The organism is Actinopolyspora sabaoui, from assembly GCF_051225635.1.
Classification (GTDB): domain Bacteria; phylum Actinomycetota; class Actinomycetes; order Mycobacteriales; family Pseudonocardiaceae; genus Actinopolyspora.
Genome location: NZ_JBMIHH010000004.1, coordinates 338,391 through 354,617, shown reverse-complemented (window position 1 = coordinate 354,617; position 16,227 = coordinate 338,391). Strand labels below are relative to the sequence as shown.

Below are 16,227 nucleotides of genomic sequence, written 5' to 3'. Positions count from 1 at the left end.
GAGTGAGGGACAGCACGCCCGGGGGCTCGGTGAGCGAGTCCGATGAACATCTTTCGGACAGGGGTGGCCGAAGCACTAGTATCCGGCGGGCCGTCTCGACAGTGCTAGGAGCGTTCATGGCCGTGCCCGCCGATCGAGCACCAGGCTTCGCAGGCCCCGGGACCGGGTGGTCGGCGCCCGATCCGATGGCCAGCGTGACCACGGCGCACCGCATCGCGAGGAACCTCAGGGAAGGCCTGAGCGGGACCGGGGTAAAAGCGGCAGCCCGGGATCTTCGACGACTGCTTCGTGCCCGGGCAGTGGTGCTGACCGGGCTCTCCGGCGAGTGGGTGCAGGCAGGAACTCCGAACGATCCGCGAGGCGCGGCGAACTTGATCGACAAAGTACTGCATACCGAGACACGGCACGGTCGACCGCCGCTGACCGCCGTTCCGCTCCATTCGAGTGCGGAGCTGGTTGGGGTTCTGCTGGTCAGCGGTCGCGTGTCGGTGTCCGCGGTGAGCCGGGCCGGAGACTGGATCGAGGACTCGTTGGAACGCGGCAGGTTGGAAAGCACCGCCCAGCAGGCAGCGCGTTCCGAGCTGCGTGCGTTGCGTTCGGAGATCTCCCCGCACTTCGTCTACAACGCGTTGACCGTGATCGGCTCGCTCATCCGCTCCGATCCGGATCGTTGCCGGGAGCTCGTGCTCGATTTCGCCGATTTCATCCGCTACGGGCTCGCGCGGAACCGTGAGTACGCCACCGTTTCCGACGAGTTCCACGCCATCGAGACCTACCTCGCGCTGCAGCGTGCGGTGCTCGGCAGTCGACTGCGGGTACAGATCCGTGTGGCCCCCGACGTGTTGGCCGTGTCCGTGCCCTACCTGGTACTACAACCCTTGGTGGAGAACGCGGTGCGCCACGGGATCCAACCGGCTTTCGTCGGGGAAGCCGACGGGAGTGGCCTCGTGCAGGTCTCCGGTGAGGCGGCCGGAAGTGATCTGGTGATCAGTGTGGAGGACGACGGAGTGGGAATGGATCCGGCCGACGCGGAGGAGATACTGGCCGGTCGTGGGTCCGAGAACAGCGTCGGGCTGGCCAACGTGGATCGTAGGCTGCGATCCATCTACGGTGCCTGGTACGGGCTGGTCGTCGAGACCGCGCGAGGAGCGGGCACGAAGGTGATTTTCCGGGTGCCGATGTTTCAACCCGGAGTGGTGCCGCGATGACACGAGAACTTCGAGTGCTGGCTGTCGACGACGTTCGCCCCGCACTGGACGAACTCCGCGAGATGCTGCGGGCCGCTCCCGAGGTCGCCGAGGTGACAGGAGCCGATGAAGCGCTGGCGGCACTGAAACTGATACAGAGCGACCGGTTCGACGTGGCGTTCCTGGACATATCGATGCCCGGTCTCGACGGCATCGAACTCGCCTCGCTGCTGACCAGGCTGAGTTCACCGCCGGTGATCGTGTTCGTCACGGCTTACGACGGGCACGCCGTGACGGCGTACGACATCGGTGCTGTCGACTACCTGCTCAAACCGGTACGTGCCGAACGGCTGGCAGCGGCACTGACCAAGGTGAGCAGGGTGATGTCCTCCTCCGGTGATGCCGCTGGCTCGGAGCAGGGCGTGCAGGAGACCGACGCGATGCCCGCTCTGCCGGTGGAAACCGCCGGTCGTACCAAGTACGTGCGCCGTGGTGACGTGCGTTTCGTGTCCGCCGACGGTGACTACGTCCGCCTGCACACCCCTTCGGGGGAGCACGTGGTGCGGATGCCCATCTCACGGCTGGCGGAGTACTGGTGCTCGGCCGGTTTCCAACGGGTGCACCGCAGCTTCCTGGTCGCGCTACGGGCGGTGCTGGAACTGCGTAGCGATTCCGCGGGTGGGCTCGTGGCACACACCGAGATCGGTGACGTCCCGGTCAGTAGACGGCACTCGCGTGAACTGCGCGAGAAACTGCTGCACCAGGCCCAACGAGTCGAGCTGGACAGTGCGTCCCGGGGAGGCCGATGAGCGAGAGTAAACGGGTTCCGGTCATGAGCCCCCAGACCCGGATGGCTCGTGTCCGACGGGTCTCGCGGACCAGCTGGAGCACGCCGCCGCTGGGGCCCGCCGAACTCGAACGGGCCGCCCGGCTCTACCGTGCCCAGCGGTTCCACGGGGCGATCACGCTGGCAGGGCTGGTCCTGCTCGTGTTCGGTCTCCCCCTGGTGCAGGTCTGTCTGCCGGTGGTCTCCACGCTGCGCGTGGCCGGGATTCCGGCTTCCTGGTTGATCCCGGTACTCGTTCCCTTCCCGGCGATGGTGCTGCTGGCGTGGCGGCAGCTGCGGCGCGCCGAGCGGCTGGAGCGGTACCGATGACAGTGGCGGTACTGGCGGTCGCCCCGGTGGTGCTGCTCACCCTGTTCGTCGGAGTGCGCGGTGTCGCCGCGATGCGAACAACCTCGGACTTTCTGGTCGCCTCCAGACAGGTCTCGCCCCTGCTGAATTCGGCCGCCGTCTCCGGTGAGTACCTCTCGGCCGCGTCGTTTCTGGGGATCGCGGGCATGATGGTCAAGGACGGCCCCGGCGCCCTCTGGTATCCCGTCGGATTCACCGCCGGTTACGTGGCGATGCTGGTGCTGGTCGCGGCCCCCATGCGGCGTTCGGGGGCGTTGACGGTCCCCGACTTCGCCGAGGCCCGGTTGTCCTCCACCGCGCTGCGCAAGTTGACGGCCGTGGTGGTGCTGCTGATAGCGGTGCTGTACCTGGTGCCGCAGTTCCGCACGGCGGGACTGGTGCTCAGTGCGGTCAGTGCCACACCGTACTGGGTCGGAGTGGTCGTCGCCGGGGTCGTCATCAGCGTCACCCTGGCGCTCGGCGGTATGCGGGCGGCCACCTACGTGCAGGCGGTGCAGTTCTGCCTGAAGCTGTTGTTGTTCGCCGTGCCCGCCGTCTGGTTGACGGTGCACGCCGGAGCCGAGGTACGGCAACAGGCGTTGCGGCCCGTGGAGTTCGAACACTTCGAGGAACGTACCCGGGTGGAGTTCCGCATCGGGGTCACCTTCCGGATCACCGAGCCGACACGAATTCACCCTCCGGGCGGTGATACCCGTGTGCTGCACCCGGGCACACACCAGGTCCGGGCGGGCCGAACTCTCGTCTTCCCGGCGGGAGAGCCCGTGCCACACGTCGGTTCCGGGGGACGTCCGGGAGGAGAGCGATGGCGATTTCCGTTGCTGGACGTCGCCGATGCCGGACATCCGCTGTTCGGCACCTGGGCGGTACTGATCGCCACCATGTTCGGCACCATGGGGCTCCCGCACGTGGTGGTTCGGTTCCACACCACCCCGGACGGGGCGGCCGCGCGTCGTACCGCTGCTCTGACGGTGGGGCTGCTGAGCGTGTTCTACCTGTTTCCCGGCGTTTACGGGGCTCTGGGTAGGGTGCTGCTGCCACAGCTCTACCTGTCCGGGGGGACGGACACGGTGGTGGTGGCTTTGCCCGCGCGAGTGGACACCGGTTGGGCGGGCACGCTGTTCACCGTGCTGTTGACCGGTGGTGCGTTCGCGGCGTTTCTGGCCACCTCGCTGGGATTGTTGCTGGTTCTCGCGGGAGCCGTCTCGCACGACCTCGCGCCCGGAGGTCTGGGGCGACTGCGCGGTACCGCTCTGCTCGCCGCCGCGGTGGTCATCCTGCTGGCGCTGTTCGCGGCTCCGCTGGAGACCAATATTCTGGTCACCTGGGCGTTCACGCTCGCGGCGGCGACCTTCTGCCCACTGCTGGTGCTGGGGATCTGGTGGTGGCGGCTCACGGCAGCGGGCGCTGTCAGCGGCGTGCTGGTCGGGCTGCTCGGTTCCTCGGCCGGAATCGTGGTGACGCTGTTCGGTCCGGAGCTGAGTGGCTGGTGGGCGATTCTGCTGGCTCAACCGGCGCCGTGGGCGGTTCCGCTCGCCTTCGGCACGATGGTGCTGGTGTCACTGCGAAGCGACTCCTCCCCGCGGTCCAGGTCGGCCATGCTGCGGCTGCATCTGGACCAACGGGCGACGCCGGACTCCGGACGGTGAGGACCGGCGCCGGATTTCGCATCGTGGGTGTCGTGTTCTCGGGAAGCGGCTCGTTCGTCTCGTTCACGGCGCCGCTCATCCACCGCTCGTCGCACGGTTCGCCCGTTCGTCCCATGCGTCTCCCCAACACGGCGTGCTCTTCCTACTGTGCCTTGAGTCACTCTTTCGTGTGAGGAGGTCGCTCGTGACAACCGACGAGTCCGAGTCTCGTGACCCGACGGTCGAACAGTGGAAGGAGGCCCACGCCAGCGCGGACTTCGTGGCTCTGCGCCGCAGGTTGCGCGGTTTCGTCTTTCCCGTGGCCGTGCTGTTTCTGAGTTGGTACCTGCTGTACGTGTTGCTCGCCGACTACGCCCACGGGTTCATGTCGATCAAGCTCGTCGGCAACATCAACGTTGGTCTGGTGCTGGGACTGCTGCAGTTCGTGTCCACCTTCGCGATCACCGGAATCTACGTGCGGTTCGCGAACCGAAGGCTCGATCCGGTGGCGGGCAGGATCCGTGAGGAGATCGAAGGGGGGTCGGAATGACCCAGTTGGCGCAGAGCGGTGGGCTGCAGGGCAGCAATCCCGTCATCAACATCAGCATATTCGTCGCTTTCGTCGTCGTTACCCTGGTCGTGGTGTTACGTGCCAGTCGCACCACCAAAACCGCCTCGGACTACTATGCGGCCGGGCGAGCGTTCTCCGGTCCGCAGAACGGGATAGCCATCTCCGGCGACTACCTCTCCGCGGCGTCCTTCCTGGGAATCGTCGGTGCCATCGCGCTGTACGGCTACGACGGCTTCCTGTACTCGATCGGCTTCCTCGTGGCGTGGCTCGTCGCGCTGCTGCTGGTCGCCGAACTGCTGCGCAACACCGGCAAGTTCACCATGGGTGACGTGCTCGCTTTCCGGATGCGCCAACGTCCGGTGCGGGCGGCCGCCGCGACCTCGACCCTGGCAGTGAGCTTTTTCTACCTGCTGGCCCAGATGGCCGGGGCCGGAGTGCTGGTGTCACTGCTGCTGGGAATCAGCAACCCGGTCGGCGTCAGCCTGGTGATCGCCGTCGTCGGTGTCATCATGATCGTTTACGTGCTCGTCGGCGGCATGAAGGGGACGACCTGGGTACAGATCATCAAGGCGGGCCTGCTGATAGCCGGTGCCGCCGCGATGACCCTCTGGGTGCTCGCCAAGTACGGCTTCGACTTCTCGGCTCTGCTGCAGGGAGCGGTGGACAAGGCCGGTGCCGACGGGCAACGGTTGCTCGAACCGGGGGCCAAGTACGGCACCTCCGAGATCAGCAAGTTGGACTTCCTGTCGCTGGGACTGGCACTGGTGCTCGGTACGGCGGGTCTGCCGCACGTACTGATGCGGTTCTACACTGTTCCGACCTCACGGGAAGCCCGTCGTTCCGTGGTTTGGGCCATCTTCCTGATCGGGCTGTTCTACCTGTTCTCTCTGGTGCTCGGCTACGGCGCGGCCGCGATGGTCGGACCGGAGACGATCAGCCAGGCGCCGGGGGCCTCCAACTCCGCGGCACCGCTGTTGGCCCAGGCGTTGGGTGGTTCGGTCCTGCTGGGCTTCATCTCCGCCGTCGCCTTCGCGACCATCCTCGCGGTGGTGGCCGGACTGACGATCACGGCGTCCGCGTCCTTCGCGCACGACATCTACGCCAACGTCATCAAGAAGGGCGAGGTCTCCGACAAGCAGGCGGAGGTCCGCGTCGCACGGATCACCGCCGTGGTGATCGGTGCCGTGGCCATCGTTGGCGGCATCCTCGCCCGCAACCAGAACGTGGCGTTCCTGGTGGCTCTGGCGTTCGCGGTCGCCGCCTCGGCGAACCTGCCGACGATTCTCTACTCGCTGTTCTGGAAGCGGTTCAACACTACCGGAGCGTTGTGCAGCATCTACGGTGGTCTGAGCATCGCGATACTGCTCATCGTGTTCTCACCCGCGGTGTCCGGCAGTGAGACCGCCATGCTCAGCGGCGTGGACTTCCAGTGGTTCCCGCTGGAGAACCCCGGTCTGGTCTCCATTCCGGCCTCGTTCTTCCTCGGTTGGCTCGGCACCGTGCTTTCCGGCGAGCACGACGAGGCTAAGTACGCCGAGATGGAGGTACGTTCCCTGACCGGTGCCGGAGCGGAAAAGGCCTCCTCGCACTGAGCGAAGTCTTCCGGCGGGGTCGTCCGAGGTGGCGCTCGGGCGACCCCGCCGGAAAACCGTGTTCAGGCCGGTGGCTGTGCTCCCGGCGGCAGTCCTTCCGGCGGCGGAGTCGCTTCCGGGTGGATGCCCAGTACGATCGAGGCGCTGATCGTCGGCCGGAGGAATCCGGCCGGTACCCGTCCGATGTCCAGCCGCGTCATCGGTCCCTCGTCCCCCGAGTTGTACAACAGGTCCTCGGCGTTGGTGGTCCGGGGAATTGTGTTGTGTGAGTACGGTTCGGTGCGGGCGAGACGTTCGTTGAATTCCCGCGGAAAGTAAAGCTGGCCGGTGTGTGAAGTATCCCCGCCTCGCCAGCTGCCGTCCTCGCGGTGTCCGCCGGTGATCGTCTTGATGTGGATGTGCGTGGTCCGCCCCCGATACCAACCGGGCACGATGCTGCGGAAGTTCGCGAAACCGCGTCGATCGGTAAGCTGCACACCACGCAGCCACGTGGTTCGGTCGGTCGGCTCGGCGTGCCCGGTTTCGTCCAGCGGCGGGATCTCGCCGTCGTCGTACTCGGTGTAGGAGGAATAGACCCCGAGCGCGTCGCAGTGCCAGATGTCGACCGCGATCTCCGGCAACGGTTCACAGCGGGCGGCGTCCACCACGATGATGTTCAGCAGCAGGTCGATGCCGCGTTTGTGCTCGGTTATGTTCCTTCGGAGAATCCGGTAGTCCAGATAGTAGGGACCTTCCATCTGTTCCGGTGCCAGCACGCAGGCCGGATGGAACCGCCCGCCGGACATGATGTCCTCGGCGGATCCGGCCGCGTTCGCCCGCGTCCGCGCGGTTCCCGCCGTAAACGTGCCGATTCCCAGCCCGCCGAAAGCGGCGAGAGCGGTGCGTCGTGTCGTGCCGGAATTCCGCTGGTCCGCTTCGTGCCCGTCATCGGAGTGTCGTTCCGTCATGGTGGGCAAGGTAAGCGAGGGTGATCGTGCTCCGTGGCGGAGTGGACCACAAATTCGTGTTTTCCGGGGCGGTTCTGCCCTTCAAGGATGGAACCACGTGAGCGTGGCCGCACTGCGACGTTGTTGCGACCAGCGGTGCAGCTCCGCCGCGAACACGGTGAGCGGTGACCGTCCGTCGGAGCCGATGGACGGGATGATCGGCGTGAAGTAACGTTCCACCAGCCGCAGCCACAGTTCTTTGTCCGGCGTGAAGTGCAGATGCAGTCCGGAGTGTTGTTCCTGCCAGCGACGGATCGCCTCGATCTTGCGAGTTCCGTGACCGTGACAGATCAGGTGGATGTCGAGATTGTCGAATTTTCGGTTCTCCAGGTTGCGAAGGAACCGCACCAGATTCCCCGAATCGTCGTTCCCGGCGGAACGGGAGAGGCGGTTCGCCAGCTCCGTACGTAGCACCACGTCGTGGTCACCGGCAGCGGGTGGGAAAACCCTCCCCGCACCGTTGTCGGGATCATGACTCTCGTCGAAGGCCATGACCATGATCGACTCCGGGGGAGCGAGGTAGAGGGCCTTCCAGGGAGCCTTATTGGTCGCTTCGTTCGTTCGACCGGTGTGTGCGGTGCTGATGCCGAGTCGGTACAGAATCCGCATCACTGAGGAGGGGGACACTCCGGCCCGGCTGGACAGTGCGCGCTTGGTCCACCTGACTCCGTTCGGCGGCGGTTCGGTCAGCACCGCTTTCACGATCGTCTGTACCTGTTCCTCCGAGATCGACCGTGGCGCCCCCGAACGGGGCCGATCCTGCAACGCCGTGAGCCTTCCCTGCCGGAAGCGTCGGCGCCATTTGCCGACCACCTGCGCGGAAACTCCGATTTCGCGGGCGACGGTCGCGTCGGCCAGGCCGCGTGCGCACTCCAGCACGATACGACAGCGCAGCGCGACCGCTTGGGAGGTGGACGGCAGTCTCGTCCAACGAACCAGCCATTCCCGTTCCGCTTCCGAGAGCGACAGCGCATCCTGGGAACCGGAGGTGTCCATCACCGGCGATGCTAGGCGAAGCCTCCGCTCTCGGAAACGGTTCCGCGGCTTCCGTACCCGAAGATCGCAACCGCGACGCCTTCCCCCGGCGGTGACGGAGGAAGTGCCGCGGCTGTCATGCACTCAGGGCCACAGCCGTTCGGTCGCCAGTTCCGCACCGCGTGCCAGCGTTTCCAGTTTCGCCCAGGCCAGTTGCGGGTGAACCCGGCCACCCAACCCACAGTCCGTAGCGGCCACGACTCGCTCGCGCCCCACGCACTCCGCGAACCGCACGATGCGGTCGGCTACCAGTTCCGGGTGCTCGACCACGTTGGTCGCGTGGCTGACCACACCGGGCATGATCAGTTTGTCATCTGGCAGAGTGACGTCCTGCCAAACCTTCCACTCGTGCTCGTGCCGGACGTTGCCCGCCTCGAACGAGTAGGCTCGCACATCGATCGAGAGCAGGATGTCGACGAGATCGCGCATCGGCAGATCAGTGGTGTGCGGGCCGTGCCAGCTGCCCCAGCACAGGTGGAACCGGATACGATCCTTCGGCAGATCACGGATCGCATGGTTGAGTGCCTCCACGCGCCGCATGGTGAACCGCTTGTAGTCCGCCACGGACGGCTCCGGGTTGATCTGGTCCCAGTTCTCCGCGATGGCGGGATCGTCGAGCTGCAGGATGAGACCGGCGTCGATGATCGCCTTGTACTCCTCGCGCATCGCCTCCGCGCACGCGTAGAGAAACTCCTCCTGACTGTCGTAGTACTCGTTGTCGATTCGGGAACAGCTCGCCGGTGCGATCGCTGTCATGAATCCTTCCTCCAGGCCGTTGGCCGCCAGCGCACGTTTGAACCTCGCGATGTCGGCGTTGATCGCCTGGTGGCCGACGTAGCTCAGCGGCCCCCGGCACACGGGGAAGTTCATCGGACTGGTGGAGACCTCCACACCCGAAGTCGGGTCCGCGTAGGCTTCGGCGAACCTGACACGGTCCCGTCGATTCCCGAAACTGGTCAGGGCCACTTCTTCGGTGGCTTTTGCTCCCTCGTGGCTCGTTTCGAACAGCGAGGCGTCGGCGAGTTCCAGACCACCGAGCCGTTGGAACGAGTACGACCACCAAGCCCCGTAGTCCACCCGTTGACTCACCGATTTGCCGAACTCCCCGTCTCCGACCAGGTCGATCCCGGCACCGCGTTGCCGCTCCACCAGGTCGGTGACGGCCTGGTTCGCCCCGCTGTGAAACTGTTGCTCATCGATATCGCCCTCGGCGCGGGAGCGGTTGAGCTCGATGAGTTCGTCCGGACGCGGCAGGCTTCCGGCCTGGGTGGTAAGGATTCGGTCTGTACTCGAACGCATGGCTGCGGTCCTCCACTCTGGGCTACTGCGAGCGCCATGCTTACCCCGGAACCCCGAATCGGCAACTGTGCTGGTTACCGTGCCGCGGGCGGCTCGCGTCCCACCCGTGCTTGGGGTTCGCCGGGTACGAACTTTCGGTCCGGACCGGAACTTCTCGCCGAACGTACGTGACTTCTTCCGGAGTCCGGCTTCGACCGGCCCGGTTCCGCGAGAGGTGGCATCCTCGAGTCAGTGTCCGAGCAGCCCGCCGCCGACAGGCGCCCTCCGTCCGCCGCGAAACTACGGGCCTGGCGCAGGATGCTGGCCGACGAACGAGCCGAGGCCACCGTGTACCGTGAGCTCGCCGACCGCAGGCGCGGTACGGAACGGGAGATCCTGCTGCGATTGGCCGAGGCCGAGCAGCGTCACGCCGAGCACTGGCGGCGTCTGCTCGGGGAGTACGTCGGTGAGCCGCGCCGCGCCACGTTCCGAATGCGGGTGTTGGCCTACCTCGCCCGGGGATTCGGATGGATCTTCGTGTTGGCGCTGGTGCAGCGTGCCGAAACCCGTTCCAACTACGAGTCCACTGCCGACGCCACCGAGGCCATGGCCGCGGACGAGCGTGTGCACGGTGAAGTGGTGCGCGCGCTGGCCGCACAGGGGCGGGCGCGGATGTCCGGAACCCTACGAGCGGCCGTTTTCGGCATCAACGACGGCCTGGTCAGCAATCTCGCCCTGGTGCTCGGTGTGATCGGCGGGGGAGCCGGCACCACCCTGGTGGTGCTGACCGGGTTGTCCGGGTTGTTGGCCGGAGCGCTGTCCATGGCGGCGGGCGAGTTCGTGTCCGTGAGTTCGCAGCGAGAACTCCTCGCGGCGGGAAAACCCGACGACACGGCGGACGGGGCCGTGCCGTTGCTGGATGTGGACGCCAACGAACTCGCCCTGGTCTACCGGGCACGGGGCATGACGGCCGCCGAGGCCGAACAACGTGCCGAGACGATGCTGCGTCGACCCGGTGCGGAACAGTGTCCGGCGGGCGAGGAGGTCGACGGCGGGGAAGTGGTCGGCAGCGGCACGAAAGCCGCCGCCTCCAGTTTCACAGCCTTCGCGCTCGGGGCCCTGTTGCCGGTACTGCCGTTTCTCGCCGGGCTTCACGGCCCGCTCGCCGTGCTGGTTGCCGCGGTGTTGAGCGGTGCGGCGCTGCTGCTCACCGGAGCCACGGTGGGAGTGCTGTCCGGGGCGGCTCCGCTGCCGCGCGCCCTGCGCCAGCTCGGTATCGGAGCCGGCGCCGCGGCGATGACCTTCCTGCTGGGCCTGGTGTTCGGGGTGACCGCTTCCTGAGCGCGTTCGGGCGAGTCCGACGCTCGTGGCGCGACTCCGCGAGGGACATTCTTCCGAACGTCGGTGTCCCCGATTCACAGGCCAGGGTTCACGCCTCGGAGAGGGACTCGACCAGTTCCCCCACCCGGGGTTCCGGCATGGTGCGTGCCATGTCGGCGACCGTGACCATGCCCACGAGACGCTGTCCGTCGATCACGGGAAGGCGCCGGATCCGATGCTCGTTCATGATGCGCATCGCCTCGTCGGTGGAATCGTCGGCGCCGATCGTGACGGCCTCCTGCTGATTGAGATCGCCCGCAGGGAACGTCCCGGCGTCCCGGCCCTCGGCCACCACTTTGATCACGATGTCCCGGTCTGTGACCATGCCCTTGATCCTGTCGTCCTTGCCGCAGATGGGAAGTGCGCCCACCCCGAGACGGGCCATGAGCCGCGCGGCATCGGCCGCGGTCTCCTCGGTGCGCACACAATCGGCTCCCTGGTGCATGATTTCTCGTACCGTGCTCATCGCTCACCTCCGGTGTGTCCCCGCCGGGCGCTCCGAATCGCTTCCGGGCCGGCTGCTCGGGAGTCCTCCTTGTGTGTTTCCAGGTGTTGTGAGGCTCAAACGCCCCAGCCGTATCCGGAAGCCCCAGCCGTATCCGGCAATCGAGCGGTGAGTGCTCAAGCGGTGTCACCCCCAGCCCCAGTGGGCTCGTCGTGCCCGTATCGACCACGCCGAAACGGCTTCGTAATCGGACCGCCGGTAGTGGCGTTCGCTGCCCGGACAGCGGTCGCTCACGTGGTGAACTCGGAGAATCCGGAAATCGGACTGCGGCCCGCTGCGGCAGCAGTCGACGTGGTCTTTCGTGTCCGCACGAGCGTGGTCACCGCAACCGCTGCTTACCGTGCCGACCGGTCCGGCCGCCGCGGCCGGGCTCGGAGCTAGCGCAGCTCGCGAGCGAAGAGCCCGGCGACGGCCTTCGGGTCGAACCAGGTCGATTTCGGTGGCATCACCGAACCCGAGTCGGACACCGCCATGACCTGTTCCACCGTGGGCGGGTGCGGCACCAGGCAGATCGCGTTCCGGGACGAGCACCAGCACTTTCCCCCGCCGTCGGGGCTCTCGCCGTGTTGGCCGTTCGGATCGACGATACGTGAGACGGCAGGCAACAGCTGCTCGTCGAGCAGCACCGCGTCCAGTCCCGCCCGCACCTGGTTCGGTCCGGTGGGCGTGCGTAGCCGAAGCCGGAAACACCGATCGTTGAGGCGGAGCAACACCACCCCCGGTGCCGGATTGGTCGTGGCGGTCGAGGTGCATTCCTCGATCCGTGTCATCATCGGCAACGCCGCCAGCCGTTCGAGTACCCACGACGTCGACAGCTCGCGGTGCGCGGGCAGGCAACGGTGGTAACCGAGAATACGCATCTGGCTGCTGGGAAACAGTGCGGCCAATGTGAACGCGCGCGGATCCTCTTCCGTGGAGTGCCGGTGTGACCGGCCGTTCCGCTCGGCGACCGCCATCCGGTGGTGACCGTCAGCGATGTAGATCGTCGAAACACTCGCCAGTTCCTCCCGCACCGTTCCGGCCAGCATGGCGTCCTGCCGCAGCCACACACTGTGCCGAACCCCGCCAGCGGCATCAGTCTGAAGGTCCGGCTCCCCTTCGGCTATTCCGTCGAGGAGCTCACCCAGATACGGCCGGTCCGGATGCGTGAGTGTCACCGGCATCTGTTCGACACCGCCCGCCTCGGTGAGCTGCTCTATGCGGTGCTCCCGCTCGGGCTTGGTGGCCTCATGGCGGCGGATCCTGCCCGCCCGGTAGTCGTCGAGCGAGACCTCCACGACCACGCCGGTCTGTTGGTGCCTGCCCGCCCGCAGCCGGTAGACCACCACGGTGGGCCGTGGGGGACGGGTGTATCCGCCCCCGTCGAGCAGGCGTTTCACCCGCTCGGGCTCGAGGGAGCCGTCCAGAGGAGCGGCACCTCGCTGGTCGAGCACGAGTAGGCGTGGGTAGCGTACCGTGATCCCGCCGGAATGCTGAGCGTTGTTCGGGGGGACGGTGGTGGTGTGCTGGATGCGCGGGGTGTTCATGAGACACCGCCGGAACGTGCCGACACGGCCGCGTCTCCGGCCCGGTCGGGTGATGGGGGCTGTTCGTTGACACAGTGCAGTACGCTGCCCGCCCGAAAAGCCCCGATCATGTGTACCACTTCGTCGGCCACGGCTTGCTGCGCCTGCTCGGTGGAGGCACCGATGTGGTGGGTGCCGTACACGTTGGGGTGGGTAGCCAGCCGCGACGTGATGTCTCCCGTCCCGCCCTCCGGCTCGTCGGGGAACACGTCGATGCCCGCCCTGATCCCCCGAGCTTCCATGGCCTCGATCAACGCGTCCTCGTCGACCAGCTCGCCCCTGGAGGTGTTCAACAGGATCGTGCCCGGTCGCATCCGGGCGAGCAGGTCGCGGTCGACGATGTGGTGGGTCTCCTCCGTCAACGGCAGATGCAGGGACAGCACGTCACAGGTCTGCGCCAGTTCGTGCAGGTCGGCGACGAGTTCGATCCCGAGTGCCTCGGTACGTTCCCTCGTCTGCCGATCCCGTTCCGGGTTGTTCAGGGCGTACACGTGGGTGCCGAACGCCACGGCCCGTTCGGCGAACCGTAAACCGATACGTCCGAGCCCCAGCACGCCCACCCGACGGCCGTGGATACCGCGGGCACGGGAGTAACGTCGTTTGTTCCAGTGGCCTGCGCGTAGATCGGCGACGTTCTCGGCGATGTTGCGGTCCAGCGCCAGCAGCAGGCCGAATGCCAGCTCGGCGACGGCCACCGCGTTGCGTCCCGGGACGTTGCAGACGTGAATTCCGAGTCGTGCGGCGGCCGCGCTGTCGATCGTGTTGGTGCCGGAGCCGGCCCGGATTACCATCCGGAGCGCGTCACCCGTTTCCAAGGCCTCGGCGGCGACCGGAGTGCTGCGCACGACGAGGATCTCGGCGCCGCCCAACGTTTCACGCAGCTGTTCGGAGTCGAGATCGGGCTGGTACACGCACTCGTGTCCGAGTCGTGAGAGCTCGGCCAGGGAGGTTTCCGGGAAGGTGTCTGCGAGGAGAATCCGCATCGATGGCTCCCTTGCGATCGGTGGACCGCCCCGGTGGTTCCCCGATTTCACCGAGGCCAACCGCACCAGTGGCACGTCAACAGCGCAGCGTCACGAACGATAGCACCTTGTTGCTTATTGCGCACCGAATTGCTTATAACGCAATGTTGGCTTTTCGGGAGAGTACCGTCAACACCTACCCCTCGAGCTGTGCGCACAACTCGCCCGACAGCGTGAAGATCACGTGCCGCTCGCGATCGCGGCCCGTGCGGAGATCGCCCGCCGAGCTCATGAAACGGAGCCACGATTGTTCCTCGCCACGCAGTGCGATCACGTGGCCGATCGGGCACTCCGGGGGAGAGGAGATTCGGAACGGGCCGTGCGAGGAGATCGACCATGTCGGACACCGAGATCACCGTGATGCCGGGCAGGCAGGACATCGTGTTGAACAGGGTGTTCGAGGCGCCGCGCGACATCGTCTTCCGTGCTTGCACCGAACCAACGCTGGTACCCCGCTGGTGGGGACCCCGGCACTACAACACCACGGTGGAGCGTGACGACGTCGCCACCGGCGGAAGCTGGTGCTACATCAGCCGTGACGAGCAGGGGAACGAGTACCGCTTTCACGGCGTGTACCACGACATCACCCCACCGCATCGGATAGTGGCCACCTTCGAGTACGAGGGGATGCCCGGACACGTGTCACTCGAGAGCGTGACCCTCTGGGAGAACGGCACGGGGACGACCCGCTACGTGGGGAGCTCGGTGTTTCAGTCCGTGGCCGACCGTGACGGGATGGTTCAGAGCGGTATGGAAGAGGGCGCCCGGGAAGGGATGAACCGGTTGGCGGAGGTGATCAGGGTGTTGCGGGAGCGCACCGAGTGGTGAGTCGTTCCCGTTGCCGAGGCGCTGCCCCCAATGTTCTTCAGGCAGGCAGCGGTTCCCCCACGATCTCGGAGCAGGCCAGCCCGTCACTGACGGCCGGTGAGCCACTGAGACCGAGTGCCTGTTGTTGTTCGAGATCGACGCAGCGCACGGCGGATCCGTTCACCAGCAACGGAGCCATCTCTCGTGCGGCGGCCGTGTAGGCGAGCACGCGCTCGGGGCTTCGACCGTTCTCCAGCGCGATCGAGGCGGAATCGTGCAGTCGTACCAGCCGGTAACGCTTGCCTCGGCCCTCACACCGGTCGAGCACTCGGCGCTGTTCCGCGGTGGCGTACCAGATCGTGTGCTGCTCGGTGACTCCCGAGGCAGCGGCGAGTACGGCGGGCCGTTGGCCGTCGCGGGGCCGCAGTCCCGAGGACCAGACCGCTGCCATCCCCTCGCACTCAGCGCGCAGCACGACCGCCGGACCGGTCAGCGACAGATTCCGGCGCAGCCAACCGATCTTCTCCGGGCAGGCGTTGGATCCGTATGCGAGTACCGGTCGCCGTTGCCGCAGTGGTTCGGCCCCGTGCTCGGCCAGCCATCGGTCCAGACAGGGTTCCGTCCGGGTTCCGGTGCGTACTCGCCATCCCGAATCGGTCGTGGAATCGGGCAGCAGGGGGTATCCCGTCCCGTTGAGATGAACGAAGGAGCAGTCGGGGCGCGTTCCGGGGTAGGGATGCTCGGGGTACTCGGTCTCGGCGAACGGTTCGGTGAGGGGGGAGCGGGGCAGTAGGTGGGGAACGGTCATCGGCCGCCCACCCTGGCAGCCCGCGTGCGCCCACGCTGCGATCGCCGTCACATTCAGCTGGGTTCAGATCCTGTGATGTGACGAGTTTTTCAGACAATGTGCCCGGTTCACGGTGAGTGCCACCGGACGGGCGTATCTCCTCTCGGCCGTTCGGTGGTGCGCCGTGCCGAGGCCGAAGAACGAACGGGGCCCGCTCACAGCGAAGTGAGCGGGCCCCGTCATATGTTTATTCGCGGGCTCGAAAGCTCGAGATCAGAGCGCGCGGACGGTGTCGGCCTGCGGGCCCTTGGCGCCCTGGCTGACCGTGTACTCCACCTGCTGCGCCTCGTCCAACGTGCGGAAGCCAGGGGCGTCGATCGCGGAGTAATGCACGAAGACGTCCGGTCCGCCGTCGTCGGGAGCGATGAAGCCGAAGCCCTTCTCCGAGCTGAACCACTTGACGGTTCCCTGTGGCATGGCTGTCTCCTTTCGGGAGCTGATTAGGTCACCGGCGACCGTCCCGTACGGTCACCAATGGTCGTGGATCTCAGACGGCGCCTACTCCAGCTACACCAAAGACAGCTGCTCGCCCGCACCAACTATCTGCGAACGTGCTCTAACACGACTCCAGAAAAACGACCGAGGCTCATCATACACGCCTCGGCTCCGGGGTGCAGCACTCACGTGGCAAC

Annotated in this window: 16 protein-coding genes; 8 read left to right on the top strand and 8 right to left on the bottom strand. The window is 66.5% G+C overall.

The window, feature by feature from the left end:
- Positions 1-116: 116 nt before the first annotated feature.
- The 6 genes from ACOQFL_RS09140 to ACOQFL_RS09115 all read left to right on the top strand — a co-directional run bounded on the left by ACOQFL_RS09140 (position 117) and on the right by ACOQFL_RS09115 (position 6,170).
- A complete protein-coding gene (locus ACOQFL_RS09140) occupies positions 117-1,208 on the top strand; it encodes a sensor histidine kinase (protein ID WP_435543666.1) in 1,092 nt (363 codons plus the stop codon).
- The gene (locus tag ACOQFL_RS09135; protein ID WP_435543665.1) at positions 1,205-1,996 is read left to right on the top strand and encodes a LytR/AlgR family response regulator transcription factor; all 792 of its coding nucleotides are present in this window, start codon (positions 1,205-1,207) and stop codon (positions 1,994-1,996) included. The genes ACOQFL_RS09140 and ACOQFL_RS09135 overlap by 4 nt, the downstream gene beginning before the upstream one ends.
- Positions 1,993-2,343, top strand: a complete 351-nt coding sequence (locus ACOQFL_RS09130; protein ID WP_435543664.1) for a hypothetical protein — start codon at positions 1,993-1,995, stop codon at positions 2,341-2,343. The genes ACOQFL_RS09135 and ACOQFL_RS09130 overlap by 4 nt, the downstream gene beginning before the upstream one ends.
- The gene (locus ACOQFL_RS09125; protein ID WP_435543663.1) at positions 2,340-4,028 is read left to right on the top strand and encodes a sodium/solute symporter; all 1,689 of its coding nucleotides are present in this window, start codon (positions 2,340-2,342) and stop codon (positions 4,026-4,028) included. The genes ACOQFL_RS09130 and ACOQFL_RS09125 overlap by 4 nt, the downstream gene beginning before the upstream one ends.
- 184 nt (positions 4,029-4,212) lie before the next feature.
- Positions 4,213-4,557, top strand: coding sequence for a DUF485 domain-containing protein (locus ACOQFL_RS09120; RefSeq protein ID WP_435543662.1), 345 nt, complete (start codon positions 4,213-4,215; stop codon positions 4,555-4,557).
- Positions 4,554-6,170, top strand: coding sequence for a monocarboxylic acid transporter (locus tag ACOQFL_RS09115; RefSeq protein WP_435543661.1), 1,617 nt, complete (start codon positions 4,554-4,556; stop codon positions 6,168-6,170). The genes ACOQFL_RS09120 and ACOQFL_RS09115 overlap by 4 nt, the downstream gene beginning before the upstream one ends.
- 62 nt (positions 6,171-6,232) lie before the next feature.
- On the opposite strand, the gene ACOQFL_RS09110 is transcribed toward ACOQFL_RS09115, so the two are convergent.
- From ACOQFL_RS09110 to ACOQFL_RS09100, 3 genes are all read right to left on the bottom strand, one after another.
- Positions 6,233-7,117, bottom strand: a complete 885-nt coding sequence (locus ACOQFL_RS09110; protein ID WP_435543660.1) for an intradiol ring-cleavage dioxygenase — start codon at positions 7,115-7,117, stop codon at positions 6,233-6,235.
- Positions 7,118-7,198: 81 nt separating this feature from the next.
- The gene (locus tag ACOQFL_RS09105; protein WP_435543659.1) at positions 7,199-8,152 is read right to left on the bottom strand and encodes a helix-turn-helix domain-containing protein; all 954 of its coding nucleotides are present in this window, start codon (positions 8,150-8,152) and stop codon (positions 7,199-7,201) included.
- Positions 8,153-8,275: 123 nt separating this feature from the next.
- Positions 8,276-9,490, bottom strand: a complete 1,215-nt coding sequence (locus tag ACOQFL_RS09100) for a cobalamin-independent methionine synthase II family protein (protein WP_435543658.1) — start codon at positions 9,488-9,490, stop codon at positions 8,276-8,278.
- Between the two features lie 231 nt (positions 9,491-9,721).
- On the opposite strand from ACOQFL_RS09100, the gene ACOQFL_RS09095 reads away from it, so the two are divergent.
- Positions 9,722-10,810: a VIT1/CCC1 transporter family protein gene (locus ACOQFL_RS09095; RefSeq protein ID WP_435543657.1), complete on the top strand. Its 1,089-nt coding sequence runs from the start codon at positions 9,722-9,724 to the stop codon at positions 10,808-10,810.
- A gap of 88 nt (positions 10,811-10,898) precedes the next feature.
- On the opposite strand, the gene ACOQFL_RS09090 is transcribed toward ACOQFL_RS09095, so the two are convergent.
- The 3 genes from ACOQFL_RS09090 to ACOQFL_RS09080 all read right to left on the bottom strand — a co-directional run bounded on the left by ACOQFL_RS09090 (position 10,899) and on the right by ACOQFL_RS09080 (position 13,902).
- On the bottom strand, positions 10,899-11,315 hold the full coding sequence (locus ACOQFL_RS09090; RefSeq protein ID WP_435543656.1) for a CBS domain-containing protein: 417 nt from the start codon (positions 11,313-11,315) through the stop codon (positions 10,899-10,901).
- 416 nt (positions 11,316-11,731) lie between these two features.
- Positions 11,732-12,880: a DUF1015 family protein gene (locus ACOQFL_RS09085; protein WP_435543655.1), complete on the bottom strand. Its 1,149-nt coding sequence runs from the start codon at positions 12,878-12,880 to the stop codon at positions 11,732-11,734.
- The gene (locus ACOQFL_RS09080) at positions 12,877-13,902 is read right to left on the bottom strand and encodes an NAD(P)-dependent oxidoreductase (protein ID WP_435543654.1); all 1,026 of its coding nucleotides are present in this window, start codon (positions 13,900-13,902) and stop codon (positions 12,877-12,879) included. The genes ACOQFL_RS09085 and ACOQFL_RS09080 overlap by 4 nt, the downstream gene beginning before the upstream one ends.
- A gap of 375 nt (positions 13,903-14,277) precedes the next feature.
- Here ACOQFL_RS09080 and ACOQFL_RS09075 point away from each other — a divergent pair, with 375 nt between their 5' ends.
- Positions 14,278-14,769 carry an SRPBCC family protein gene (locus ACOQFL_RS09075; protein WP_435543653.1) on the top strand — a complete coding sequence of 164 codons (492 nt, stop codon included), beginning with the start codon at positions 14,278-14,280 and terminating at the stop codon, positions 14,767-14,769.
- Positions 14,770-14,806: 37 nt separating this feature from the next.
- On the opposite strand, the gene ACOQFL_RS09070 is transcribed toward ACOQFL_RS09075, so the two are convergent.
- Entirely contained in the window at positions 14,807-15,556 is a 750-nt protein-coding gene (locus ACOQFL_RS09070) for a hypothetical protein (protein ID WP_435543652.1), read from the bottom strand.
- A 252-nt stretch (positions 15,557-15,808) separates the two neighbouring features.
- Positions 15,809-16,012: a cold-shock protein gene (locus ACOQFL_RS09065; protein ID WP_092626912.1), complete on the bottom strand. Its 204-nt coding sequence runs from the start codon at positions 16,010-16,012 to the stop codon at positions 15,809-15,811.
- Positions 16,013-16,227: the final 215 nt, after the last annotated feature.